This is a genomic window from Rhizobacter sp. P2_D12 (genome assembly GCF_056404395.1).
In genome coordinates, this window is record NZ_JBFUEB010000059.1 from 1 (window position 1) to 17,172 (window position 17,172).

Here is a 17,172-nt window from a genome sequence, read left to right on the forward strand (position 1 = left end):
GCGCTGGTGGGCGCGGCTCGCGGTCTGGCGCGGGCTGACCGGCGCCGCGACGGCGATGGCCCTGGYGCTCACGCTGATCGTCGCGAGCCCGCCGCCGGCGCAGGCGCCGATCGTCGTCGTGCTGTCGGCCACCGCGCCGGCCGGCCAGCCGGGCGCCATCGCGCCGGCCAGCTTCGTCGCCAGCATCAGCGCCGACGGGCGCGCGATGGTCACGCGGCCGCTGACGCAGGTCAGCGTGCAACCCGACCGCGCGCTCGAGCTGTGGGCGCTGCCGCCGAGCGGCCCGCCGCGCTCGCTGGGCCTGATCTCGTCCAGCGGCGCGACGGTGGTGCGCAAGGGGAAGGTGTTGCAGGACACGGCGGCGTTCGCCGTCTCATTGGAGCCGCCGGGTGGATCGCCGACGGGGTTGCCGACCGGGCCTGTCCTCTACGTCGGGAAGTTGTCCTCCTGACTGGCGCCGTCCCGGATTGGCATCCGGGCTACGAACTCGCGGGAAGGTGCACGCTGAACGTGGACCCGCGGCCCGGCTCGCTCTCGACCTCGATGTGCCCGCCCATCAGCACGACCAGCGCCCGCGTGATCGCAAGGCCGATGCCGGTGCCCTGGATGCCGCTGCGCTGCTGGGCCAGCCGGTTGAAGGGCTCGAACAGCTGCGGCAGGTCCTGCGCTGCGATCCCCACGCCGTCGTCGGCCACCTGCAACATCACCCGGTCGCCATCACGCAATGCACGGACCCGCACCGAACCGCCGACGCGGTTGTACTTGACCGCGTTGCTCAGCAGGTTCAGCACCACCTGGCGCAGCCGCGTCGGGTCGGCGCGCACCTGCAAAGCCTGCGCACCCTCGATCGGCTGCAGCGCCACGCCGGCCTCGCCGGCCTGTGGCGCCAGCATGTCCAGGCACTCGCCGAGCAGCGGGCCGAGCGCGACGTCGGTGGCCTCGACCGGCAGCTGCCCGGCCTCGATGCGCGTGTGGTCCAGCAGGTCGCCGATCATGCGCAGCAGATGCTCGCCCGATTCGCGGATCAGTCCGACGCGGCGGCGCTGCGACACCGTCAGCGGCTCCTCATCCAGCTCGAGCAGCTGCGCGAAGCCGAGCACCGCATTCAGCGGCGTGCGCAGCTCATGGCTCATGCGCGACAGGAAATCGGTCTTGGCGCGGTTGGCCGCCTCGGCGCTGGTCGCCGCGGCGCGCGCGGCCTCCAGCTGGCGGTGCTCGGTGACGTCCTCCATGTAGCCGTGCCAGGTGATCGAGCCATCCAGGTCGCGCCGCGGCGACGACACCGACTGCATCCAGCGCAGCGTGCCGTCCGGGTGGTGGTAGCGGATCTCGGTGCGCTGCGTCGCCTGGCTGCGCGCCCAGGCCGAGGTCATGCCGATCAGCTTCTCGCGGTCGACGCGCGAGATGCGGCGGAACATCTCCAGCGAATCGGCCATCAGCTGCTTCGGCGTCAGCCCCAGCACCGCGGTACAGCGGTCGCTGACGTAGGGGATCTCGCCGCGCCCGTCGGGCCACAGCCGGTACTGGTAGAGCACGCCGGGCACATGGCGCGTGATCTGCTGCAGCCGCTCGCCGCGCTCGGCCGCCTCGCCCTGGGCCTGGCGGCGCAGCGTCACGTCGCTCAGCGTGCCGACCATGCGGCGCGGCCGGCCATCGGGCCACCATTCGACGATGCGCCCGCGCTCGGACAGCCAGCGCCAACTGCCGTCGCGGTGGCGCGCGCGGTACTCGCTTTCGTAGGCCGGGATCTCGCCGTGCGCGTGGCGCAGGTAGGCCGCGTGGTTCATCGCGCGGTCGGCCGGGTGGATCACCGTGTCCCAGCCGGCCTGCGTGGCCGGCAGCTCGCCGACCGCGTAGCCGAGCAGCGCGACGCTGCCGTCCATGCCGCTCAGCAGGTCGGCCTCCATGTCCCAGGCCCAGACCGAGGTGCCGGCACCCACCAGCGCCTCGCGCATCAAGCGGTCCTGCTGCAGCTCGGCGCCCACCGCGTTCAGCCCACGGTCTCGGCCAGTGCGGCTTCGACGCGCTGCGCGCTGACGCCGGTCAGGCACCGGGTGTGGCCGAAGCGGCAGGTGCGGTCGAAGCAGGGCGCGCAATCGAGCTGCAGCTCTTCCTTCAGCCAGATCACCCGCGCCCGGTCGTTCAGCGGCGGCGTGTGCTCGGGGCTGGTGGAGCCGAACACGGCGACCTGCGGGATGCCGAAGGCCGCAGCGACGTGCATCAGCCCCGAGTCGTTGCTGACCACGCCGCGCGCCGCCGCGATCAGCGCCATCGCGTCGATCAGCGTGGTCTTGCCGGCCAGCACGCGGCACGCACCGGGGGCGGCCGTGGCGATCTCGTCGCACAACGCCACCTCCTTGCCCGAGCCCAGCAACAGCACCGGCAGGCCATGCGCCGCATGCAAGGCGCGTGCGAGTTCGGCGTAGTGCGAGGCTGGCCAGCACTTGGCGGGGCCGTATTCGGCGCCGGGCGCGAACGCCCAGTAGCCCTTGGGGGCGACACCCGCGGCGTCGGTCACGCGGGCCAGCGTCGCATCGTCGAACTGCAGCAGCGGTTTGCCGCCGCCGTCCGGCCCGCCGGCCAATGCCGCATAGAACGCGACCATCGGCGGCCGGCCGCCCGGGTTCGGCAGCCGCTTGGTCAGCAGCAGCGGCCGGCCTTCGCCCTGGTAGCCGATGCGCTGCGCGATGCCGGCGAAGAACGGGATCAGCGCCGCCTTGATCGAGTTCGGCAGCACATAGGCGGTGTCGAAGCGGCCCCGCAGACCCGCGGCGACTTTGCGCCGCGCCGACCAGTCGAGCCGCCCGTGCGCGAACGGCAGCTCGATCACCTCGCGCACGCCCGGTATCGCCCGGTACACCGGTGCAACCCAGGGCAGGGCCGCCACCGTCACCTCGTCGCCGCGCGCCAGCAGCAGGCCGACCAGCGGCTGCGACATCACCGCGTCGCCGATCCACTGCGGGGCGATCAGCAGCGCGCGGGCCATGGCGGGTCAGTGGGTATGAAGCTTCTCGCCGGCCTTCAGGCGGTAGACGGTGCCGCAGTACGGGCACTTGCCTTCGCCCGTCGTCGCGACGTCGATGAACACCTTCGGGTGCGTGCTCCACAGCGTCATCTTCGGGTTCGGGCAGAACACCACGCCCGGGCCCTGCACGTCGTGCGCAGTGACTTCGACCACTTCCTGTTTGCTGCTCATGCGGGAATCCTCAGACGAGTGTCAGCCATTCGGCGTACTTGGGGTTGCGGCCGTTCACGATGTCGAAGAACGCGCTCTGGATCTTTTCGGTGATGGGGCCGCGCGAGCCCTGGCCGAGCTCGATGCGGTCGAGTTCGCGGATCGGCGTCACTTCGGCGGCGGTGCCGGTGAAGAAGGCCTCGTCGCAGATGTAGACCTCGTCGCGCGTGATGCGCTTCTCGACCAGCTTCAGGCCCAGGTCGTTGCAGATCGCGAAGATGGTGTTGCGCGTGATGCCGTTCAGCGCGCCGGCCGACAGGTCGGGCGTGTAGACCACGCCGTTCTTGATGACGAACAGGTTCTCGCCGGCGCCTTCGCTGACGAAGCCCGAGGCGTCGAGCAGCAGCGCCTCGTCGTAGCCGTCTTCCGTCGCCTCCATGTTGGCGAGGATGGAGTTGGTGTAGTTGCTGACCGCCTTGGCCTGCGTCATCGTGATGTTGACGTGGTGGCGGGTGTAGCTGCTGGTCTTCACGCGGATGCCGCGCTTCAGGCCCTCTTCGCCCAGGTAGGCGCCCCAGGACCAGGCGGCGACCATCAGGTGGATCCGGTTGCCCTTCGGGCTCACGCCCAGCTTCTCGGAGCCGATCCAGGTCAGCGGGCGCAGGTAGCAGCTGTCGAGCTTGTTCTCGCGCACCACGCTGCGCTGGGCTTCCATCACCACGTCCGGCGTGAACGGGATCTTCATGCGCAGGATCTTGGCGCTGTTGAACAAGCGCTCGGTGTGCTCGCGCAGCCGGAAGATCGCCGTGCCCTTGTCGGTCTTGTAGGCGCGCACGCCCTCGAAGGCACCGCACCCGTAGTGCAGCGTGTGGCTGAGCACGTGGATCTTGGCGTCGCGCCAGTCCACCAGCTGCCCGTCCATCCAGATTTTTCCGTCGCGATCGGCCATCGACATGGCAGGCTCCTGTGGGATGAGGCGAAACCGGCGATTTTACGGACTGGCCGGAGTCGGGCGCACCAGGGTCCACTTGACGAGCTTGCCGCCCTTGAATTCGAGCGTCACCTCGCTGCCGCCGTCGTCGGCCCAGGCCCAGGTGTCGGCCCGCGGATCGACCTGCCGGCCCAGGCTGCGCGCCATCGCCACCACCTGCATCATCGTCAGCCCTTCGCGCAGCTTGGCGCTCAGCATCACGGTGCTGCCGATGTGGCCGACCGGCGATTCGCCGGCGTTCTTCATCACGCGCAGCGCGCGGCTGAACTGGATCAGCAGCCAGAACACGATGACCGACACGGCCATCACGACACCCTGCCAGCCGTAGGCCTGCCAGGCCGCGGCGACGCCGATCGCCGCCAGGCCCCACCCGATGATTGGATTCATGCGCGCAATGTTACGGGGCGGGGCGCGCGCCGGGCTGCGCAGTTCCCACAGGCATGAAGCCGGTGCGCAATGCGCCCGCCCAATCGGGCCGGCCGTGGTGCTCGGCCAGCTGCGCGGCCGGTTCGGCGTCGTAGGGCACCGCGCGCAACTCGACCTGCCAGCCGGCGGGGCGGCGCGTCAGCAAGGCGTAGCGGGCATGCGGGGTGCCGTTCTCGACCAGGTGCGGGTGCGGGTAGTCGTCGTCGTAGGCCTGCAGGCCGACGCTGCCCGGGTTGACGACGAGGCGACCGTCGAGCAGCCGCAACGCGCGCGGCACGTGGGTGTGGCCGCACAGGATCACGCCGTGGCGGACGCCTTGCTGCGCACGGCCGGCGCGGGCGAACGCCTCGGCCTGCGTGGCCGGGCGCAGGCCGGCGGGATCGACCGATTCGAGGAAGTAGACCCGGTCGCTGTCCGGCGTGCCGTGGCAGCAGAACACCTCGTGCGAGAGCTGCAGCGTGGCCGGCAGGCGGGCGAGCCACAGGCGCTGGCGCGGCTGCAGCCGGGCGGCCGCGAAGGCGTCGGAAGGGCCCATCGCCGCCACGTCGGAGGCGAGCACCTGGCGCTCGTGGTTGCCACGGATCGTCGGGATGTCCAGCGCCATCAGTCGCTCGGCGGTTTCGGTGATCCACAGCGGGCCGGACACGATGTCGCCCAGGTTGACCGCCAGGTCGGCGCCGCTGTCGGCGATGTCGGCCAGCACCGCGTCGAGCGCGTGCAGGTTGCCGTGGATGTCGGAGAGAACGGCCAGTCGCATGGCCGGTATTGTCGTCAATTGAAGGACGATCCCCGGATGGCCATCCGGGCTACGAGCGGTGGATGCGGATCGGCTTGGCCTGGTTGGCGGCGGTCTTGGCCGGCACGTCGCAGCCGTCGCAACCGCAGCCCGAGCTCACCTGGGCTGCGCGCTGCAACCGCTGCGCGAGCGGCGCCGGCCAATGCGGCCAGCGCACCAGGCGCCCGGCCACGGCGCGCCGCAGCGCGGCCGGCATCAGCGCGTTGACCGCGTAACCGAGGCAGCCGAGGACGATCAGGCCGACGACAAGATCCTGCATGACGGGTCCTTTCTCAGGCGCCGAGCCACAGCGTGGCGCGGTAGGTGATGAACGACGCGACGTAGGCGAGCGCGAACAGGTAGCCGGCCATGATCAGCGGGTAGCGCCACGAGTTGGTCTCGCGCCGCACCACCGCCAGCGTCGACAGGCACTGCGGCGCGAACACATACCAGGCGAGCAGCGAATAGGCGGTGGCGAGCGACCAGCTCTGCGCGATCACCGGCGCCAGCGCATCGGCCACCTCGCCGCCGGCGGTCGACATCGCGTACACCGTGCCGAGCGCGCCGACCGCCACTTCGCGCGCCGCCAGGCCCGGCACCAGCGCGATCGAGATCTGCCAGTTGAAGCCGATCGGCGCGAAGATCACCTCCAGCGCGCGCCCCAGCATGCCGGCCAGGCTGTACTGGATGGCCGGGCCGGTGGCGCCGTCCGGCGGCGCCGGGAAGCTGGACAGGAACCACAGCACCACCGTCAGCGAGAAGATGATGGTGCCGACGCGGCGCAGGAAGATGCGCGCCCGCTCCCACAGCCCGATCGCCAGGTTGCGCAGGTTCGGCAGGCGGTACGGCGGCAGCTCGAGCATCAGCGGCTGGTAGCTGCTTTTCATCCACGAGCGCTTGAGTACCCAGGCCACCGCCATCGCCGACAGCACGCCGGCCACGTACAGCACGAACAGCGTCAGCCCCTGCAGGTTGAACCAGCCGACGCTGCGCTGCGGCACGAAGGCGCCGATCAGCAGCGCATACACCGGCAACCGCGCCGAGCAGGTCATCAGCGGCGCGACCATGATGGTTGCCAGCCGGTCCCGCCAGTTGGGGATCGTGCGCGTGGCCATGATGCCGGGGATGGCGCAGGCGAAGCTCGACAGCAGCGGGATGAAGGCGCGGCCCGACAGGCCCACCTTGCCCATCACGGTGTCGAGCAGGAAGGCGGCGCGCGGCAGGTAGCCGGAGTCCTCGAGCACCAGGATGAAGAAGAACAGGATCAGGATCTGCGGCAGGAACACCAGCACGCTGCCGGCCCCGGCGATCACGCCGTCGACCAGCAGGCTGCGCAGCGGGCCGTCGGCCATGTGGGCGTTGAGCCACTCGCCGGCCGCGGCCATCGTGTCCTTGATGGCGTCCATCGGCACGTTGGCCCACGAGAACACCGCCTGGAACATCAGGAACAGCAGCACGGCCAGCAGCGACAGGCCCCACACCGGGTGCATCACGACCGCGTCGAGGCGGTGGTTGAAGCGCTTGAACTGCATCGCACCGGGCACGGCCACCGACAGGACGCGGCGCACCTCGCGCTGCAGCTCGGGCAGCGTCGGCGTGTCGGCCACCGCGGCCGGGGTCGGCCAGCCGGCCTGCTTCTCCAGCTCGGCCAGCAACGCCTCGTGACCGCGGCTTTGCACCGCCACCGTCTCGACCACCGGCACGCCGAGCTCGGCGGACAGCTTCGCGACATCGATCTTCAGGCCGCGCGCACGGGCGACGTCAGCCATGTTCAGCGACACGATCATCGGCCGGCCCAGGCGGCGCAGCTCGAGCACCAGGCGCAGGTTCATCGCCAGGTTGGTGGCGTCGACGACGGCGACCAGCGCATCGGGCGCGGCCTCGCCGGCGCGCAGGCCCATCACCATCTCGCGCGTGACTTCTTCGTCCGGCGTGGCCGGCGTCAGGCTGTAGGCGCCGGGCAGGTCGATCACCGACACCGTGCGGCCGCTGCGCAGCGTCGCGCTGCCGACCTTGCGCTCGACCGTCACGCCGGCGTAGTTGGCGACCTTCTGGCGCGCACCGGTCAGCAGGTTGAAGAGGGCGGTCTTGCCGCAGTTCGGGTTGCCGACCAGCGCGATCCGCAGTGAGGGCGTGCTCATGCGGCAAGCCCGTCCAGGCTGACCTCGACGCACTGCGCCTCGACCCTGCGCAGCGCGAAGAAGGTCTCGCCGATCTGCACCGCGAGCGGCTCGCGCCCGCCCGGGCCGCGCCGCAGCAGCTGCACCGGCTCGCCCGGCAGGAAGCCGAGTTCGCTCAGGCGGTGCAGCATCTGCGGGTCGGGAGAACCGTCGGCGCACAGGCCGATCACGGTGCCGCGGGCACCGTTGGGCAGGTCGGAAAGTCGGGGAGCGGGCATACGGGCGGCCGGAGCAGTCACAACTGGGCGAAGGTCTGCCCGATGCAAATGATAATAGCTCGTGTTTGCCCTGCTGTCCGCAGGGGCCGCCCTGGGGACCGGTCCGTCAATTGAGCTCGCGCAACAGGTGGATGGCTTCCTCGATGCGCTCCACCGGGTGGATCGTCAGCCCCTCGATCGGCTTCTTCGGCGCATTGGCCTTCGGCACGATCGCGACGCTGAAGCCCAGCTTGGCCGCCTCTTTCAGGCGCTCCTGGCCGCGCGGCGCCGGCCGCACCTCGCCGGCCAGGCCGACCTCGCCGAACGCGATGAAACCGCGCGGCAGCGGCTTGCCACGCAGGCTGCTCTGGATCGCCAGCATCACGGCCAGGTCGGCCGCCGGCTCGCTGATGCGCACCCCGCCGACCGCGTTGACGAACACGTCCTGGTCGAGGCAGGCGATGCCGGCGTGGCGGTGCAGCACCGCCAGCATCATCGCGAGGCGGTCGCGGTCGAGGCCGACGCTCAGGCGGCGCGGGCTCGGGCCGCCGGAATCGACCAGCGCCTGGATCTCCACCAGCAGCGGCCGCGTGCCTTCGAGCGTGACCAGCACGCAGGAGCCGGCCACCGGTTCGCCATGCGTCGACAGGAAGATCGCGCTCGGGTTGGCGACGCCCTTCAGCCCCTTCTCGGTCATCGCGAACACGCCGATCTCGTTGACCGCGCCGAAGCGGTTCTTGATCGCGCGCACCAGCCGGAAGCTGCTGTGCGTGTCGCCTTCGAAGTACAGCACGGTGTCGACGATGTGCTCCAGCACGCGCGGGCCGGCCAGCGCGCCTTCCTTGGTGACGTGGCCGACCAGGATGATGGTGGTGCCGCTGCTCTTGGCGACACGCGTCAGCTGGGCCGCGCATTCGCGCACCTGGGCCACCGAGCCGGGCGCGGAGGTCAGTTGCTCGCTGTAGACGGTCTGGATCGAGTCGATCACGCAGATCGCCGGCTGCTCGGCATCGATGGTGGCGGTGATCTTCTCGAGCTGGATCTCGGCCACCACGCGCACCTGCGAGCCGTCGAGGCCGAGCCGGCGCGAGCGCAGCGCGACCTGCGCGCCGGATTCCTCGCCGGTGACGTACAGCGCGCGCATGTTGCGCGACAGCGCATCCAGCGCCTGCAGCAGCAGCGTCGACTTGCCGATGCCCGGGTCGCCGCCGATCAGCACGACGCCGCCGGCAACGATGCCACCGCCGAGCACGCGGTCGAGCTCGTCGATGCCGGTGGGCTGGCGGTCGACGTCGGAGGCCTCGATCTCGGACAGCGTCGCCACCGGCTGCGCGCCGGCCAGCGACTGGTAGCGGTGTTTCGACGGGCCGTCGGCAACGCCTTCGACCAGGGTGTTCCAGGCGTTGCAGTGCGGGCACTTGCCCAGCCATTTGGGGCTGGTGCCACCGCACTCGCTGCAGGTGTAGACGGATTTTTGTTTGCTCACCCCGCGACTGTAGCGGCCGGCCGGCGCCCGCCGGCCCAGCGCTGCAGCCACTGCCGCCAGCGCGCGCCGCGCGACTGCAGCGGCACGCCGGACGGCGCGAACAGGCGCAGGCTGGCTGCGCCTTCGGCCTCGATCAGCGCCAGCGCACCGGCACGCAGCCGCAGCGTGTCGCCGGGCGACATGAAATGGTCATCCTCGTCGCCGGTCTGCGTGACCCAGGCGCGGCCGGACAGCAGCTGCAGCTCGATCGCCGCGGCCGGCTGCCAGCGCAGCAACTCGCCGGCATCGAGCCGCAGGTCCAGGGTGTGGAGTGTCTTCAACATGATGGTCGTGCCTCGTCTTCCTCAGGGTTCCAGTCTGGGTGGGAACTCGTTGTCGCAACACATCCAGACACCCGCGAACTGCAGCAGCACAGATGCGTGCAAACTAGGCTGTGCTGGTGACAACAGACGGGCTCTGTACCTGTGCTGGCCAAGCCTGCCCGGAGACAATCCCCACCCATGGACGACGCTGTGCTCGACGCCGACCCGCAACTGCAGACGCCCCTGTACCAATCGGTGGCCGGTGCGCTGGAGCAGGCCATCACCGGCGGCAGCCTGCGCAGCGGCGACCGGCTGCCGTCGGTGCGGCAGCTGTGCCAGCAGCACGGCGTCAGCGCGTCGACGGTGACGCTGGCCTACCGCTGGCTCGAGAACCGCGGCCTGGTCGAGGCGCGGCCCAAGTCGGGCTATTTCGTCGCGCCGCGCCCGCAATCGCTGCCCGAGCCCGAACTCGATGCGCGCATGGGCAAGGCCGATTTCGTCACGCCCGACGGCCTGACACGTCAGTACCTGCTGGCCGCCAACGAGCCGGGCTCGATGCCGGCGTTTCGCGTGCAGGCCGGCCGCAGCCTGCTGCCCGAGGGCAAGCTGCGCCAGCTCACTGCCAGCATCAACCGGCGCCACCCCGAGTTCGCCTCGCGCGTCGAGATCGGCGGCAGCCTCGCGCTGCGCCGCGAGATCGCGCGCCGCGCCGTCCACAGCGGCCTGCGCCTGCACCCCGACGAGATCGTGCTCACCAACGGCGGCATGGAGGCGATGCACATCGCGCTGCGCTCGGTGGCCAAGGCCGGCGACACGATCGCGCTCGAATCGCCGACCTATTTCATGCTGCTGGAGGTGATCGAGAGCCTGGGGATGCGCTCGCTGGAGATCCCGACCCATCCGCGCGACGGGCTGTCGCTGGAGGCGCTCGACTTCGCGACGCGCACGCCCGGCACGGTGCAGGCCTGCGTCGTGATCCCGAACTTCCAGAACCCGGTCGGCAGCCTGATGCCGGTCGAGAACAAGCGCCGCCTGGTGGCGCTCGCGGCCGAGCGCGGCTTCGCGCTGATCGAGAGCGACATCTACGGCGAGATCCACTTCGGCGACGAACGCCCGCCGGTGCTCAAGAGCTTCGACCGCCGCGACGACGTGATCCTGTGCTCGGCCTTCACGAAGGCGGTGGCGCCGGGCTACCGCGTCGGCTGGATGGCGCCGGGCCGGCATTTCCGCGACTGCCAGTCGGTCAAGTTCCGCACCTCGTCGGCCGGCGTGCAGCTGCAGCAGGAGGTGATCGCCGAGTTCCTGGCCGACGGCGGCTACGACCACCACATGCGCCGGCTGCGCGCCGCGCTGAAAACCCAGGCCCAGGCCATGGCCGACGCGATCGCGCGATACTTCCCGCCCGGTTGCCGGCTCAGCCGGCCGCAGGGCGGGCTGGTGCTGTGGATCGAGCTGCCGCGGCAGGTGGATTCGCGCAAGGTGTTCGAGCAGGCGCGGCGCGAACTGATCGGCATGGCCCCTGGCGCCACGTTCAGCTGCAGCGCGCGCTTCGACCACTTCATCCGACTGCAGTACGGCGAGCCGTGGACACCGCTGCTCGAAACACGGCTGAAACGGCTCGGGCAGATCATCGCCGGGCAACTCTGAACACGGCTTCTCCTTCAGGACACGACATGGATTTCTCGCTCTGGCTCGCCTTCTTCGCCGCCGCCTGGGCCATCAGCCTCTCGCCGGGGGCCGGTGCGGTCGCGGCGATGAGCGCCGGCGTCAACCACGGCTTCGCACGCGGTTACTTCATGACCTTCGGGCTGGTGATGGGCATCTGGACCCAGGTGCTGGTGGTCGGCCTGGGCCTGGGCGCGCTGATCGCGGCGTCGAGCCTCGCGTTCGCCGCTGTCAAGTGGCTGGGCGTCGGCTACCTGCTGTGGCTGGGCATCAAGCAATGGCGCGCACCGGCCACGCCGCTGGTGGCGAGCGCCGGCGAGGCGCAGGTGACGCGCCGCTCGCTGGTGCTGCGCGGCTGGATGGTGAATGCCGTCAACCCGAAGGGCACGGTGTTCCTGCTGGCGGTGGTGCCGCAGTTCCTCGACCTGGCGCAGCCGCTGGCGCTGCAGTACGCGGTGATCGGCTCGACGCTGATGTTCACCGACCTGGTCGTGATGGCCGGCTACACCGCGCTCGCGTCGCGCCTGCTGCGCCTGATGAAGTCGCCGACGCAGATCCGCGCACTGAACCGGCTGTTCGGCAGCCTGTTCGTCGGCGCCGCCGCCTTGCTGGCGCTGTTCAAGCGGGCCTGACCCGGCTGTTTGCCTCCGGCTTGCCCCCGCCTGTACGATGGGGCGCCCGCCACGGGCGCATCCAGACGCTGGGGAGACCGGATGGAAGTGATGGGGTTGGGGGTGAGGTTGTTCCGCGGGCTGAACCTGGGCGCCAAGATGGGCCTGCTGTCGCTGGTGTGCGCCTTGATGCTGGCCGCCGCGCTCGGCACGTGGCTGCAGCAGCATGACTGGACGCACTGGGGCAGCCTGGCCTGGCTGGCCGGCGCTGCGTTGCTGGCCTGGCTGCTGGCGGCGCTGTACCTGCAGATGGCCGGGGCGATCGGCGCGCTCGAAGCCGCCACCGCGCGCATGCGCCAGGGCGACCTGTCGCGCCGCATCGAGATCCACGGCCGCGACGAGTTCGCGCGCATCGGCGCGACGATGGATGCCGTCAACGACACGCTGTCCGGCCTGGTGGCCGACATCCGCAGCAGCGCCTTGCTGGTGTCCGCGGCAAGCGCCGAGCTGAACGCCGACACCGCCGACCTGTCGCGCCGCACCGAGCAGCAATCGACCCGTCTCGAGCAGACCTCGGCGAGCGTGCAGCAGCTCGATGCCACCGTGCGCCGGAACGCGGGCGATGCACGCGAGGCCGAGGCGCTGGCCGCGCGGGTGCACGGGCTGGCCGGTTCCGGCGGCGGCGCGATGCGCGAAGCGGTCGATGCGATGCACGCGATCAAGGGCAGCTCGGAGAAGGTCGCCGACATCATCGGCGTGATCGACTCGATCGCGTTCCAGACCAACATCCTGGCGCTCAATGCGGCGGTCGAGGCGGCGCGCGCCGGCGAGCAGGGCCGCGGCTTCGCGGTGGTGGCCGCCGAGGTGCGGGCGCTGGCGCAGCGCAGCGGCGAGGCGGCGCGCGAGATCAAGCAGCTGATCGAGCAATCGACGGCCGGGATCGGCAACGGCGTCGGCCACATCGACCGCGTCAACGGCGTGCTGTCCGAGATCGTCGGCGGCATCGCCGAGCTGGCCGGCAGCATGGGCCGCATCACCGCCGCGGTCGGCGAGCAGAGCGACGGGCTGGCGCAGGTGTCGCAGGCGATGACGCAACTCGATGCGCTGACGCAGCAGAACGCGCAGATGGTCGGGCAGACCTCGCGGGCCTGCGAGGGGCTGGGCGACAGGGCGAAGCAGCTGTCCGAAGCGGTGGTCGGCTTCCGGCTGCGCCAGGGCACGGCCGACGAGGCCCAGGCGCTGGTGCAGCGCGCTGTGGCGTTCTACAAGGAGCGCGGCGGCAACGCGGCGCTGCCGGCGATCACCGCGCCGGGCAACGGCTTCTCGGACCGCGACATGTACGTCTTCGCCTGGGACCGGCAACTGGTCTACCACGCGTTCGGCGGCAAGCCGGCCAACGTCGGCAAGAGCGCGCAGCAGATCATCGGCACCGACGTGACGAAGCTGGCACACGACGTGTGGGCCGCGGCCGCGGCGGGCGGCGGCTGGGTCGACTACGACTTCCTGAACCCGGCCAACGGGCAGGTGCTGCCGAAGACCTCGTTCATCGTGCCGGTGGCGCAAGACCTGGTGCTGGGTTGCGGGATCTACAAGACCCGGCGTGCCTGATTGGATTTTCGTCGGCTTCCTTACGACATTAGAATGTAAGGAATCATCGACGACCGAGGTCCTCCGCCATGTATGCCACGCTCACCAGCAAAGGCCAGGTCACGGTCCCGAAGGAGATTCGTGACAGGCTCGGCCTTGATGCCGGCTCGACCCTGGATTTCCAGGTGCTGCCGGACAACACGATCACGGCTCGGCACGTCACGGCCGACGCCCGCCGGATCCGCGGCATCCTGAAGTCGCCGCATGCCGGCCCCCTGACCGTCGAGCAGATGGACGAAGGGATTGCAAGACACCTGCGCGACAAGCACGCGCCTGCAGTGGGCCGACCCAAGACGCCCCGTAGATGATCGGCCTCGACACGAACATCCTCTTGCGGCTGTGGCTCAACGACGATCCGGTGCAAAACCGGCGGATCGACGCGCTGCTGGCCGAGCACGGCAGCGTTCCGGGTTCGCTGCTGGTGACCGACGTCGTGCTGGTCGAAGCGGTGTGGACCCTGCGATCCGCGTTCTCGCAGGACAAGACGGCGCAGTTGACTGCCGTGCGCAGCCTGCTGGACGAGCCGGCTTTCGCATTCGAGGACCGCGACGCGATCGGGCGCGCGGCCACCCTGTTCGAGGGCGCATCCTGTGGCTTTGCGGATTGCCTGGCGGTCGCCAAGCATGCGCATCACGGCTGTGACTTCACGGCCACCTTCGATCGCGGCATGCGCAAGCTGCCCGGCGTGCGCATGCCGTGACGTGGGTGTGCCGTCAGGCGTCGCGCACCTTCCCCCGCGAACTCTTCAACTCGCCGCGCTGAGACTTCCCTTCGAGCCGCCGCTTCTGCGCGCCGCGCGTCGGCTTGGTCGGCCGGCGCACCGCCGGCACCACGGCCACGCTGTCGACCAGCTGCTGCAGCCGCTGCAGCGCGTCCTGCCGGTTCATGTCCTGGCTGCGCGAGGTCTGGGCCTTGATGACGACGACGCCCTCGCCGGTGATGCGCTGGTCGGACAAGGCGAGCAGCCGCTCCTTCAGCGGTTCGGGCAGCGACGAGGCGCGGATGTCGAAGCGCAGGTGCACCGCGCTCGACACCTTGTTGACGTTCTGCCCGCCGGCCCCTTGCGCGCGGATCGCGCTGAACTCGACCTCGGCCGGATCGACTTGCGGTGTCACGTCAAGTCAGGCGACTGCGTGCGTCGGCACGCGCGGCGCCAGCGCGCACATCAGCTCGTAGCCGATGGTGCCGGCCGGCCGCGCGACCTCATCGATCGACAACACGCTGCCGTGCGGCCCCTGGCCCCACAGCGTGACCTCGCTGCCGATGCCGGCCCCGGGCACCGGCGTCAGGTCGATCGACAGCATGTCCATCGACACCCGGCCCGCCAGCGTGCAGCGCACGCCGTTCACCAGCACCGGCGCGCCGTTCGGTGCAAGGCGGGGATACCCATCGGCATAGCCGCAGGCCGCGATGCCGATGCGCATCTCGCGCTCCGCGGTGAAGGCGCTGCCGTAGCCGATGGTGTCGCCCGGCTTCAGCGACTGCACCCCGATCAGCTGCGTGCGCAGCGTCATCGCCGGGCGCAGGTCCCAGTCGGCGATGGTCGCGTCGGGATGGTCGGGCGCCGAGCCGTAGACCATGATGCCGGGCCGCACCCAGTCGCCACGCACCTTCGGCTGCTGGCGCGCGAAGCGCAGCGTGGCCGCGCTGTTGCTGAGCGAACGCTCGCCGTCCAGGTCGGCGGTCGCGGCCTCGAACACCGCCGCCTGCGTTTCGATGCCGCGCGGCCCGTCGGCATCGGAGAAGTGCGTCATCAGCGTGATCGCGTCGACCTGCGGCAGGTTGGACAGCCGCAGCCACGCGGTGCGGAAGGCGGCCGGCGCAAAGCCGAGCCGGTTCATGCCGCTGTTCATCTTCAGGAAGACATGGTGCGGCCAGGTGGTCTTGTGCATCGCGAGCCAGTCGATCTGCGCCTCGTGGTGCACCGTGTGCCACAGGTTCAGGCGCGAGCACAGCTCCAGGTCGCGCGATTCGAAGCAGCCTTCGAGCAGCAGGATGGGCCCGCGCCAGCCGAGTGCGCGCACGCGTTCGGCCTCGGCCAGGTCGAGCAGCGCGAAGCCGTCGGCCGCCTGCAGCGCGCCGTAGACCCGCTCGATGCCATGCCCGTAGGCGTTCGCCTTGACCACCGCCCAGACCCGCGCATCGGGTGCGCAGGCACGGGCGCGCTGCAGGTTGTGGCTCAGCGCATCGCTGTGGACCAGGGCTTCGATGGGACGCGGCATGGGGCGATTCTGCCAGTGCGATCAAGCAACGACCCGGGATCCGGCTTTGCCGGGCCCAGGGTTGGTGCCCCTTGGGGGCAGGAGCGAAAGCGACTGGGGGGCGCCATCCCGCATGCTATAACCGCCGCCGCGGGGAAGCAGCGGCGGCCGGGACGAGCGCTGCATCGATTGATGACCGGGACCACCCGGCTGGCGACAGGCAGCACGCTCTCAGCGAATGAAAAAAGGTTTCTACACCATCATGTCGGCGCAGTTCTTCAGCTCGCTGGCTGATAACGCGTTGCTGGTGAGCGCCATCGAACTGCTCAAGACCTCGCATGCACCAGCGTGGCAGGTGCCGGCATTGAGCCCCATCTTCGCGCTGTTCTACGTGATCCTCGCACCCTTCCTCGGCGCGTTCGCAGACGCCGTGCCGAAGGGCCGCGTGATGTTCGTGTCGAACGCGATCAAGGTGATCGGCTGCCTGATGATGCTGTTCGGCAGCCACCCGCTGGTGTCGTACGCGATCGTCGGGCTGGGCGCCGCCGCCTACTCGCCGGCCAAGTACGGCATCCTGACCGAGCTGCTGCCCAACTCGCAGCTGGTCAAGGCCAACGGCTGGATCGAGGGACTCACCATCCTGTCGATCATCTTCGGCCTGCTGCTGGGCGGCCAGCTGGTGGGCCACGCGATGTCGGCGCACCTGCTCGCCTTCGACATGCCGATGATCGACACCGGCATCAGCACGCCGCCCGAGGCCGCGATCTCGGTCATCGTGTTCCTGTACGTCGTCGCCGCGCTGTTCAACCTGAAGATCCCGCGCACCGAGGCGCCGCTGCAACCGCTCGCGCACAGCGTGGTGGTGCTGGTGCGCGACTTCTCCAGCTGCAACGCGCGCCTGTGGAGCGACAAGCTGGGCCAGATCTCGCTGTCGACGACGACGCTGTTCTGGGGCGTGTCCGGCAACCTGCGCGTGATCGTGTTCGCATGGGCCGCGGCGGCGCTCGGCTACACGACCACGCAGGCCTCGACGCTGGCCGGCGTGGTGGCCCTGGGCACCGCGGTCGGCGCGATCGCCGCGTCGATGCGGGTGCGGCTGGACCAGGCCACCAACGTCATCCCCCTGGGCATCCTGATGGGCGGCCTGGTGATCGGCCTGAACTTCATCCACAACGTCTGGGTGGCCGCGCCGTTCCTGATCATCCTGGGCGCGATCGGCGGCTACCTGGTGGTGCCGATGAATGCGCTGCTGCAGCACCGCGGACACAACCTGATGGGCGCCGGCCGCTCGATCGCGGTGCAGAACTTCAACGAGCAGGCCTGCATCCTCGGGCTCGGCGCGTTCTACACCGGCATGACCAAGTTCGGCATGTCGGCCTTCGCGTCGATCACGGTGTTCGGGCTGGTCGTGGCCGGCACGATGTGGCTGATCCGCCGCTGGCATGCGCGCAACTGCATCGAGAGCCGCGACGAGGTCGAGCGCCTGCTTGCCCTCGCGCGCAGCGACAAGCACTGA

The 17,172-nt window shown here is 70.3% G+C and carries 20 protein-coding genes; 7 read left to right on the forward strand and 13 right to left on the reverse strand.

Going from position 1 to position 17,172, the window contains the following annotated elements:
• On the forward strand, positions 1 to 451 hold a 451-nt coding region (locus AC1DYN_RS19375; protein ID WP_477962509.1), incomplete at its 5' end, for an anti-sigma factor.
• 28 nt (positions 452 to 479) lie between these two features.
• Here the strand turns inward: AC1DYN_RS19375 and AC1DYN_RS19380 are convergent.
• From AC1DYN_RS19380 to AC1DYN_RS19430, 11 genes are all read right to left on the reverse strand, one after another.
• Positions 480 to 1,985 (reverse strand): sensor histidine kinase, encoded by a 1,506-nt coding sequence (locus AC1DYN_RS19380; RefSeq protein ID WP_477962511.1) that lies wholly within the window; start codon positions 1,983 to 1,985, stop codon positions 480 to 482.
• A gap of 5 nt (positions 1,986 to 1,990) precedes the next feature.
• Entirely contained in the window at positions 1,991 to 2,986 is a 996-nt protein-coding gene (gene waaF, locus AC1DYN_RS19385; protein ID WP_477962513.1) for a lipopolysaccharide heptosyltransferase II, read from the reverse strand.
• Positions 2,987 to 2,992: 6 nt separating this feature from the next.
• Positions 2,993 to 3,196 carry a zinc-finger domain-containing protein gene (locus tag AC1DYN_RS19390; RefSeq protein WP_477962515.1) on the reverse strand — a complete coding sequence of 68 codons (204 nt, stop codon included), beginning with the start codon at positions 3,194 to 3,196 and terminating at the stop codon, positions 2,993 to 2,995.
• A gap of 10 nt (positions 3,197 to 3,206) precedes the next feature.
• Entirely contained in the window at positions 3,207 to 4,130 is a 924-nt protein-coding gene (locus AC1DYN_RS19395; RefSeq protein WP_477962517.1) for a branched-chain amino acid transaminase, read from the reverse strand.
• Positions 4,131 to 4,166: 36 nt separating this feature from the next.
• Complete coding sequence (locus tag AC1DYN_RS19400; protein ID WP_477962519.1) at positions 4,167 to 4,553, reverse strand: hypothetical protein; 387 nt, start codon at positions 4,551 to 4,553, stop codon at positions 4,167 to 4,169.
• 10 nt (positions 4,554 to 4,563) lie between these two features.
• Positions 4,564 to 5,349 (reverse strand): metallophosphoesterase family protein, encoded by a 786-nt coding sequence (locus tag AC1DYN_RS19405; protein WP_477962521.1) that lies wholly within the window; start codon positions 5,347 to 5,349, stop codon positions 4,564 to 4,566.
• 49 nt (positions 5,350 to 5,398) lie between these two features.
• Complete coding sequence (locus tag AC1DYN_RS19410) at positions 5,399 to 5,647, reverse strand: DUF6587 family protein (protein ID WP_477962523.1); 249 nt, start codon at positions 5,645 to 5,647, stop codon at positions 5,399 to 5,401.
• Between the two features lie 13 nt (positions 5,648 to 5,660).
• Positions 5,661 to 7,508 (reverse strand): ferrous iron transporter B, encoded by a 1,848-nt coding sequence (feoB, locus tag AC1DYN_RS19415; RefSeq protein ID WP_477962525.1) that lies wholly within the window; start codon positions 7,506 to 7,508, stop codon positions 5,661 to 5,663.
• Positions 7,505 to 7,765: a FeoA family protein gene (locus AC1DYN_RS19420; protein WP_477962527.1), complete on the reverse strand. Its 261-nt coding sequence runs from the start codon at positions 7,763 to 7,765 to the stop codon at positions 7,505 to 7,507. Before AC1DYN_RS19420 ends, feoB begins: the two co-directional genes overlap by 4 nt.
• Before the next feature lie 106 nt (positions 7,766 to 7,871).
• Complete coding sequence (gene radA / locus AC1DYN_RS19425) at positions 7,872 to 9,230, reverse strand: DNA repair protein RadA (RefSeq protein ID WP_477962529.1); 1,359 nt, start codon at positions 9,228 to 9,230, stop codon at positions 7,872 to 7,874.
• Positions 9,227 to 9,553 carry a DUF2917 domain-containing protein gene (locus tag AC1DYN_RS19430; RefSeq protein WP_477962531.1) on the reverse strand — a complete coding sequence of 109 codons (327 nt, stop codon included), beginning with the start codon at positions 9,551 to 9,553 and terminating at the stop codon, positions 9,227 to 9,229. The genes radA and AC1DYN_RS19430 overlap by 4 nt, the downstream gene beginning before the upstream one ends.
• 177 nt (positions 9,554 to 9,730) lie before the next feature.
• On the opposite strand from AC1DYN_RS19430, the gene AC1DYN_RS19435 reads away from it, so the two are divergent.
• From AC1DYN_RS19435 to AC1DYN_RS19455, 5 genes are all read left to right on the forward strand, one after another.
• Positions 9,731 to 11,179, forward strand: coding sequence for an aminotransferase-like domain-containing protein (locus AC1DYN_RS19435; RefSeq protein WP_477962533.1), 1,449 nt, complete (start codon positions 9,731 to 9,733; stop codon positions 11,177 to 11,179).
• 26 nt (positions 11,180 to 11,205) lie between these two features.
• The gene (locus AC1DYN_RS19440; RefSeq protein ID WP_477962535.1) at positions 11,206 to 11,829 is read left to right on the forward strand and encodes a LysE family transporter; all 624 of its coding nucleotides are present in this window, start codon (positions 11,206 to 11,208) and stop codon (positions 11,827 to 11,829) included.
• A gap of 102 nt (positions 11,830 to 11,931) precedes the next feature.
• Positions 11,932 to 13,416, forward strand: coding sequence for a methyl-accepting chemotaxis protein (locus AC1DYN_RS19445; protein ID WP_477962537.1), 1,485 nt, complete (start codon positions 11,932 to 11,934; stop codon positions 13,414 to 13,416).
• Positions 13,417 to 13,484: 68 nt separating this feature from the next.
• Positions 13,485 to 13,763 (forward strand): AbrB/MazE/SpoVT family DNA-binding domain-containing protein, encoded by a 279-nt coding sequence (locus AC1DYN_RS19450; RefSeq protein ID WP_477962539.1) that lies wholly within the window; start codon positions 13,485 to 13,487, stop codon positions 13,761 to 13,763.
• Positions 13,760 to 14,155, forward strand: coding sequence for a type II toxin-antitoxin system VapC family toxin (locus AC1DYN_RS19455; protein WP_477962541.1), 396 nt, complete (start codon positions 13,760 to 13,762; stop codon positions 14,153 to 14,155). The genes AC1DYN_RS19450 and AC1DYN_RS19455 overlap by 4 nt, the downstream gene beginning before the upstream one ends.
• A 13-nt stretch (positions 14,156 to 14,168) precedes the next feature.
• Here AC1DYN_RS19455 and arfB read toward each other — a convergent pair whose 3' ends face one another.
• Together arfB and alr are read right to left on the reverse strand one after the other, a co-directional pair.
• Positions 14,169 to 14,570, reverse strand: coding sequence for an alternative ribosome rescue aminoacyl-tRNA hydrolase ArfB (arfB, locus tag AC1DYN_RS19460; RefSeq protein ID WP_477962543.1), 402 nt, complete (start codon positions 14,568 to 14,570; stop codon positions 14,169 to 14,171).
• A gap of 6 nt (positions 14,571 to 14,576) precedes the next feature.
• The gene (gene alr / locus AC1DYN_RS19465; RefSeq protein WP_477962545.1) at positions 14,577 to 15,677 is read right to left on the reverse strand and encodes an alanine racemase; all 1,101 of its coding nucleotides are present in this window, start codon (positions 15,675 to 15,677) and stop codon (positions 14,577 to 14,579) included.
• Positions 15,678 to 15,894: 217 nt separating this feature from the next.
• Between alr and lplT the strand changes: the two genes are divergently transcribed.
• A complete protein-coding gene (gene lplT / locus AC1DYN_RS19470; RefSeq protein WP_477962547.1) occupies positions 15,895 to 17,172 on the forward strand; it encodes a lysophospholipid transporter LplT in 1,278 nt (425 codons plus the stop codon).

Bases quoted from the DNA above. Each gene is read 5' to 3' on its own strand.
- AC1DYN_RS19410 (WP_477962523.1), bottom strand. From the start codon at position 5,647: ATGCAGGATCTTGTCGTCGGCCTGATCGTCCTCGGCTGCCTCGGTTAC.
- AC1DYN_RS19395 (WP_477962517.1), bottom strand. From the start codon at position 4,130: ATGTCGATGGCCGATCGCGACGGAAAAATCTGGATGGACGGGCAGCTG.
- AC1DYN_RS19455 (WP_477962541.1), top strand. From the start codon at position 13,760: ATGATCGGCCTCGACACGAACATCCTCTTGCGGCTGTGGCTCAACGAC.
- AC1DYN_RS19420 (WP_477962527.1), bottom strand. From the start codon at position 7,765: ATGCCCGCTCCCCGACTTTCCGACCTGCCCAACGGTGCCCGCGGCACC.
- alr (WP_477962545.1), bottom strand. From the start codon at position 15,677: ATGCCGCGTCCCATCGAAGCCCTGGTCCACAGCGATGCGCTGAGCCAC.
- AC1DYN_RS19435 (WP_477962533.1), top strand. From the start codon at position 9,731: ATGGACGACGCTGTGCTCGACGCCGACCCGCAACTGCAGACGCCCCTG.
- AC1DYN_RS19405 (WP_477962521.1), bottom strand. From the start codon at position 5,349: ATGCGACTGGCCGTTCTCTCCGACATCCACGGCAACCTGCACGCGCTC.
- AC1DYN_RS19430 (WP_477962531.1), bottom strand. From the start codon at position 9,553: ATGTTGAAGACACTCCACACCCTGGACCTGCGGCTCGATGCCGGCGAG.
- AC1DYN_RS19400 (WP_477962519.1), bottom strand. From the start codon at position 4,553: ATGAATCCAATCATCGGGTGGGGCCTGGCGGCGATCGGCGTCGCCGCG.
- lplT (WP_477962547.1), top strand. From the start codon at position 15,895: ATGAAAAAAGGTTTCTACACCATCATGTCGGCGCAGTTCTTCAGCTCG.
- AC1DYN_RS19390 (WP_477962515.1), bottom strand. From the start codon at position 3,196: ATGAGCAGCAAACAGGAAGTGGTCGAAGTCACTGCGCACGACGTGCAG.
- feoB (WP_477962525.1), bottom strand. From the start codon at position 7,508: ATGAGCACGCCCTCACTGCGGATCGCGCTGGTCGGCAACCCGAACTGC.
- waaF (WP_477962513.1), bottom strand. From the start codon at position 2,986: ATGGCCCGCGCGCTGCTGATCGCCCCGCAGTGGATCGGCGACGCGGTG.
- AC1DYN_RS19440 (WP_477962535.1), top strand. From the start codon at position 11,206: ATGGATTTCTCGCTCTGGCTCGCCTTCTTCGCCGCCGCCTGGGCCATC.
- AC1DYN_RS19450 (WP_477962539.1), top strand. From the start codon at position 13,485: ATGTATGCCACGCTCACCAGCAAAGGCCAGGTCACGGTCCCGAAGGAG.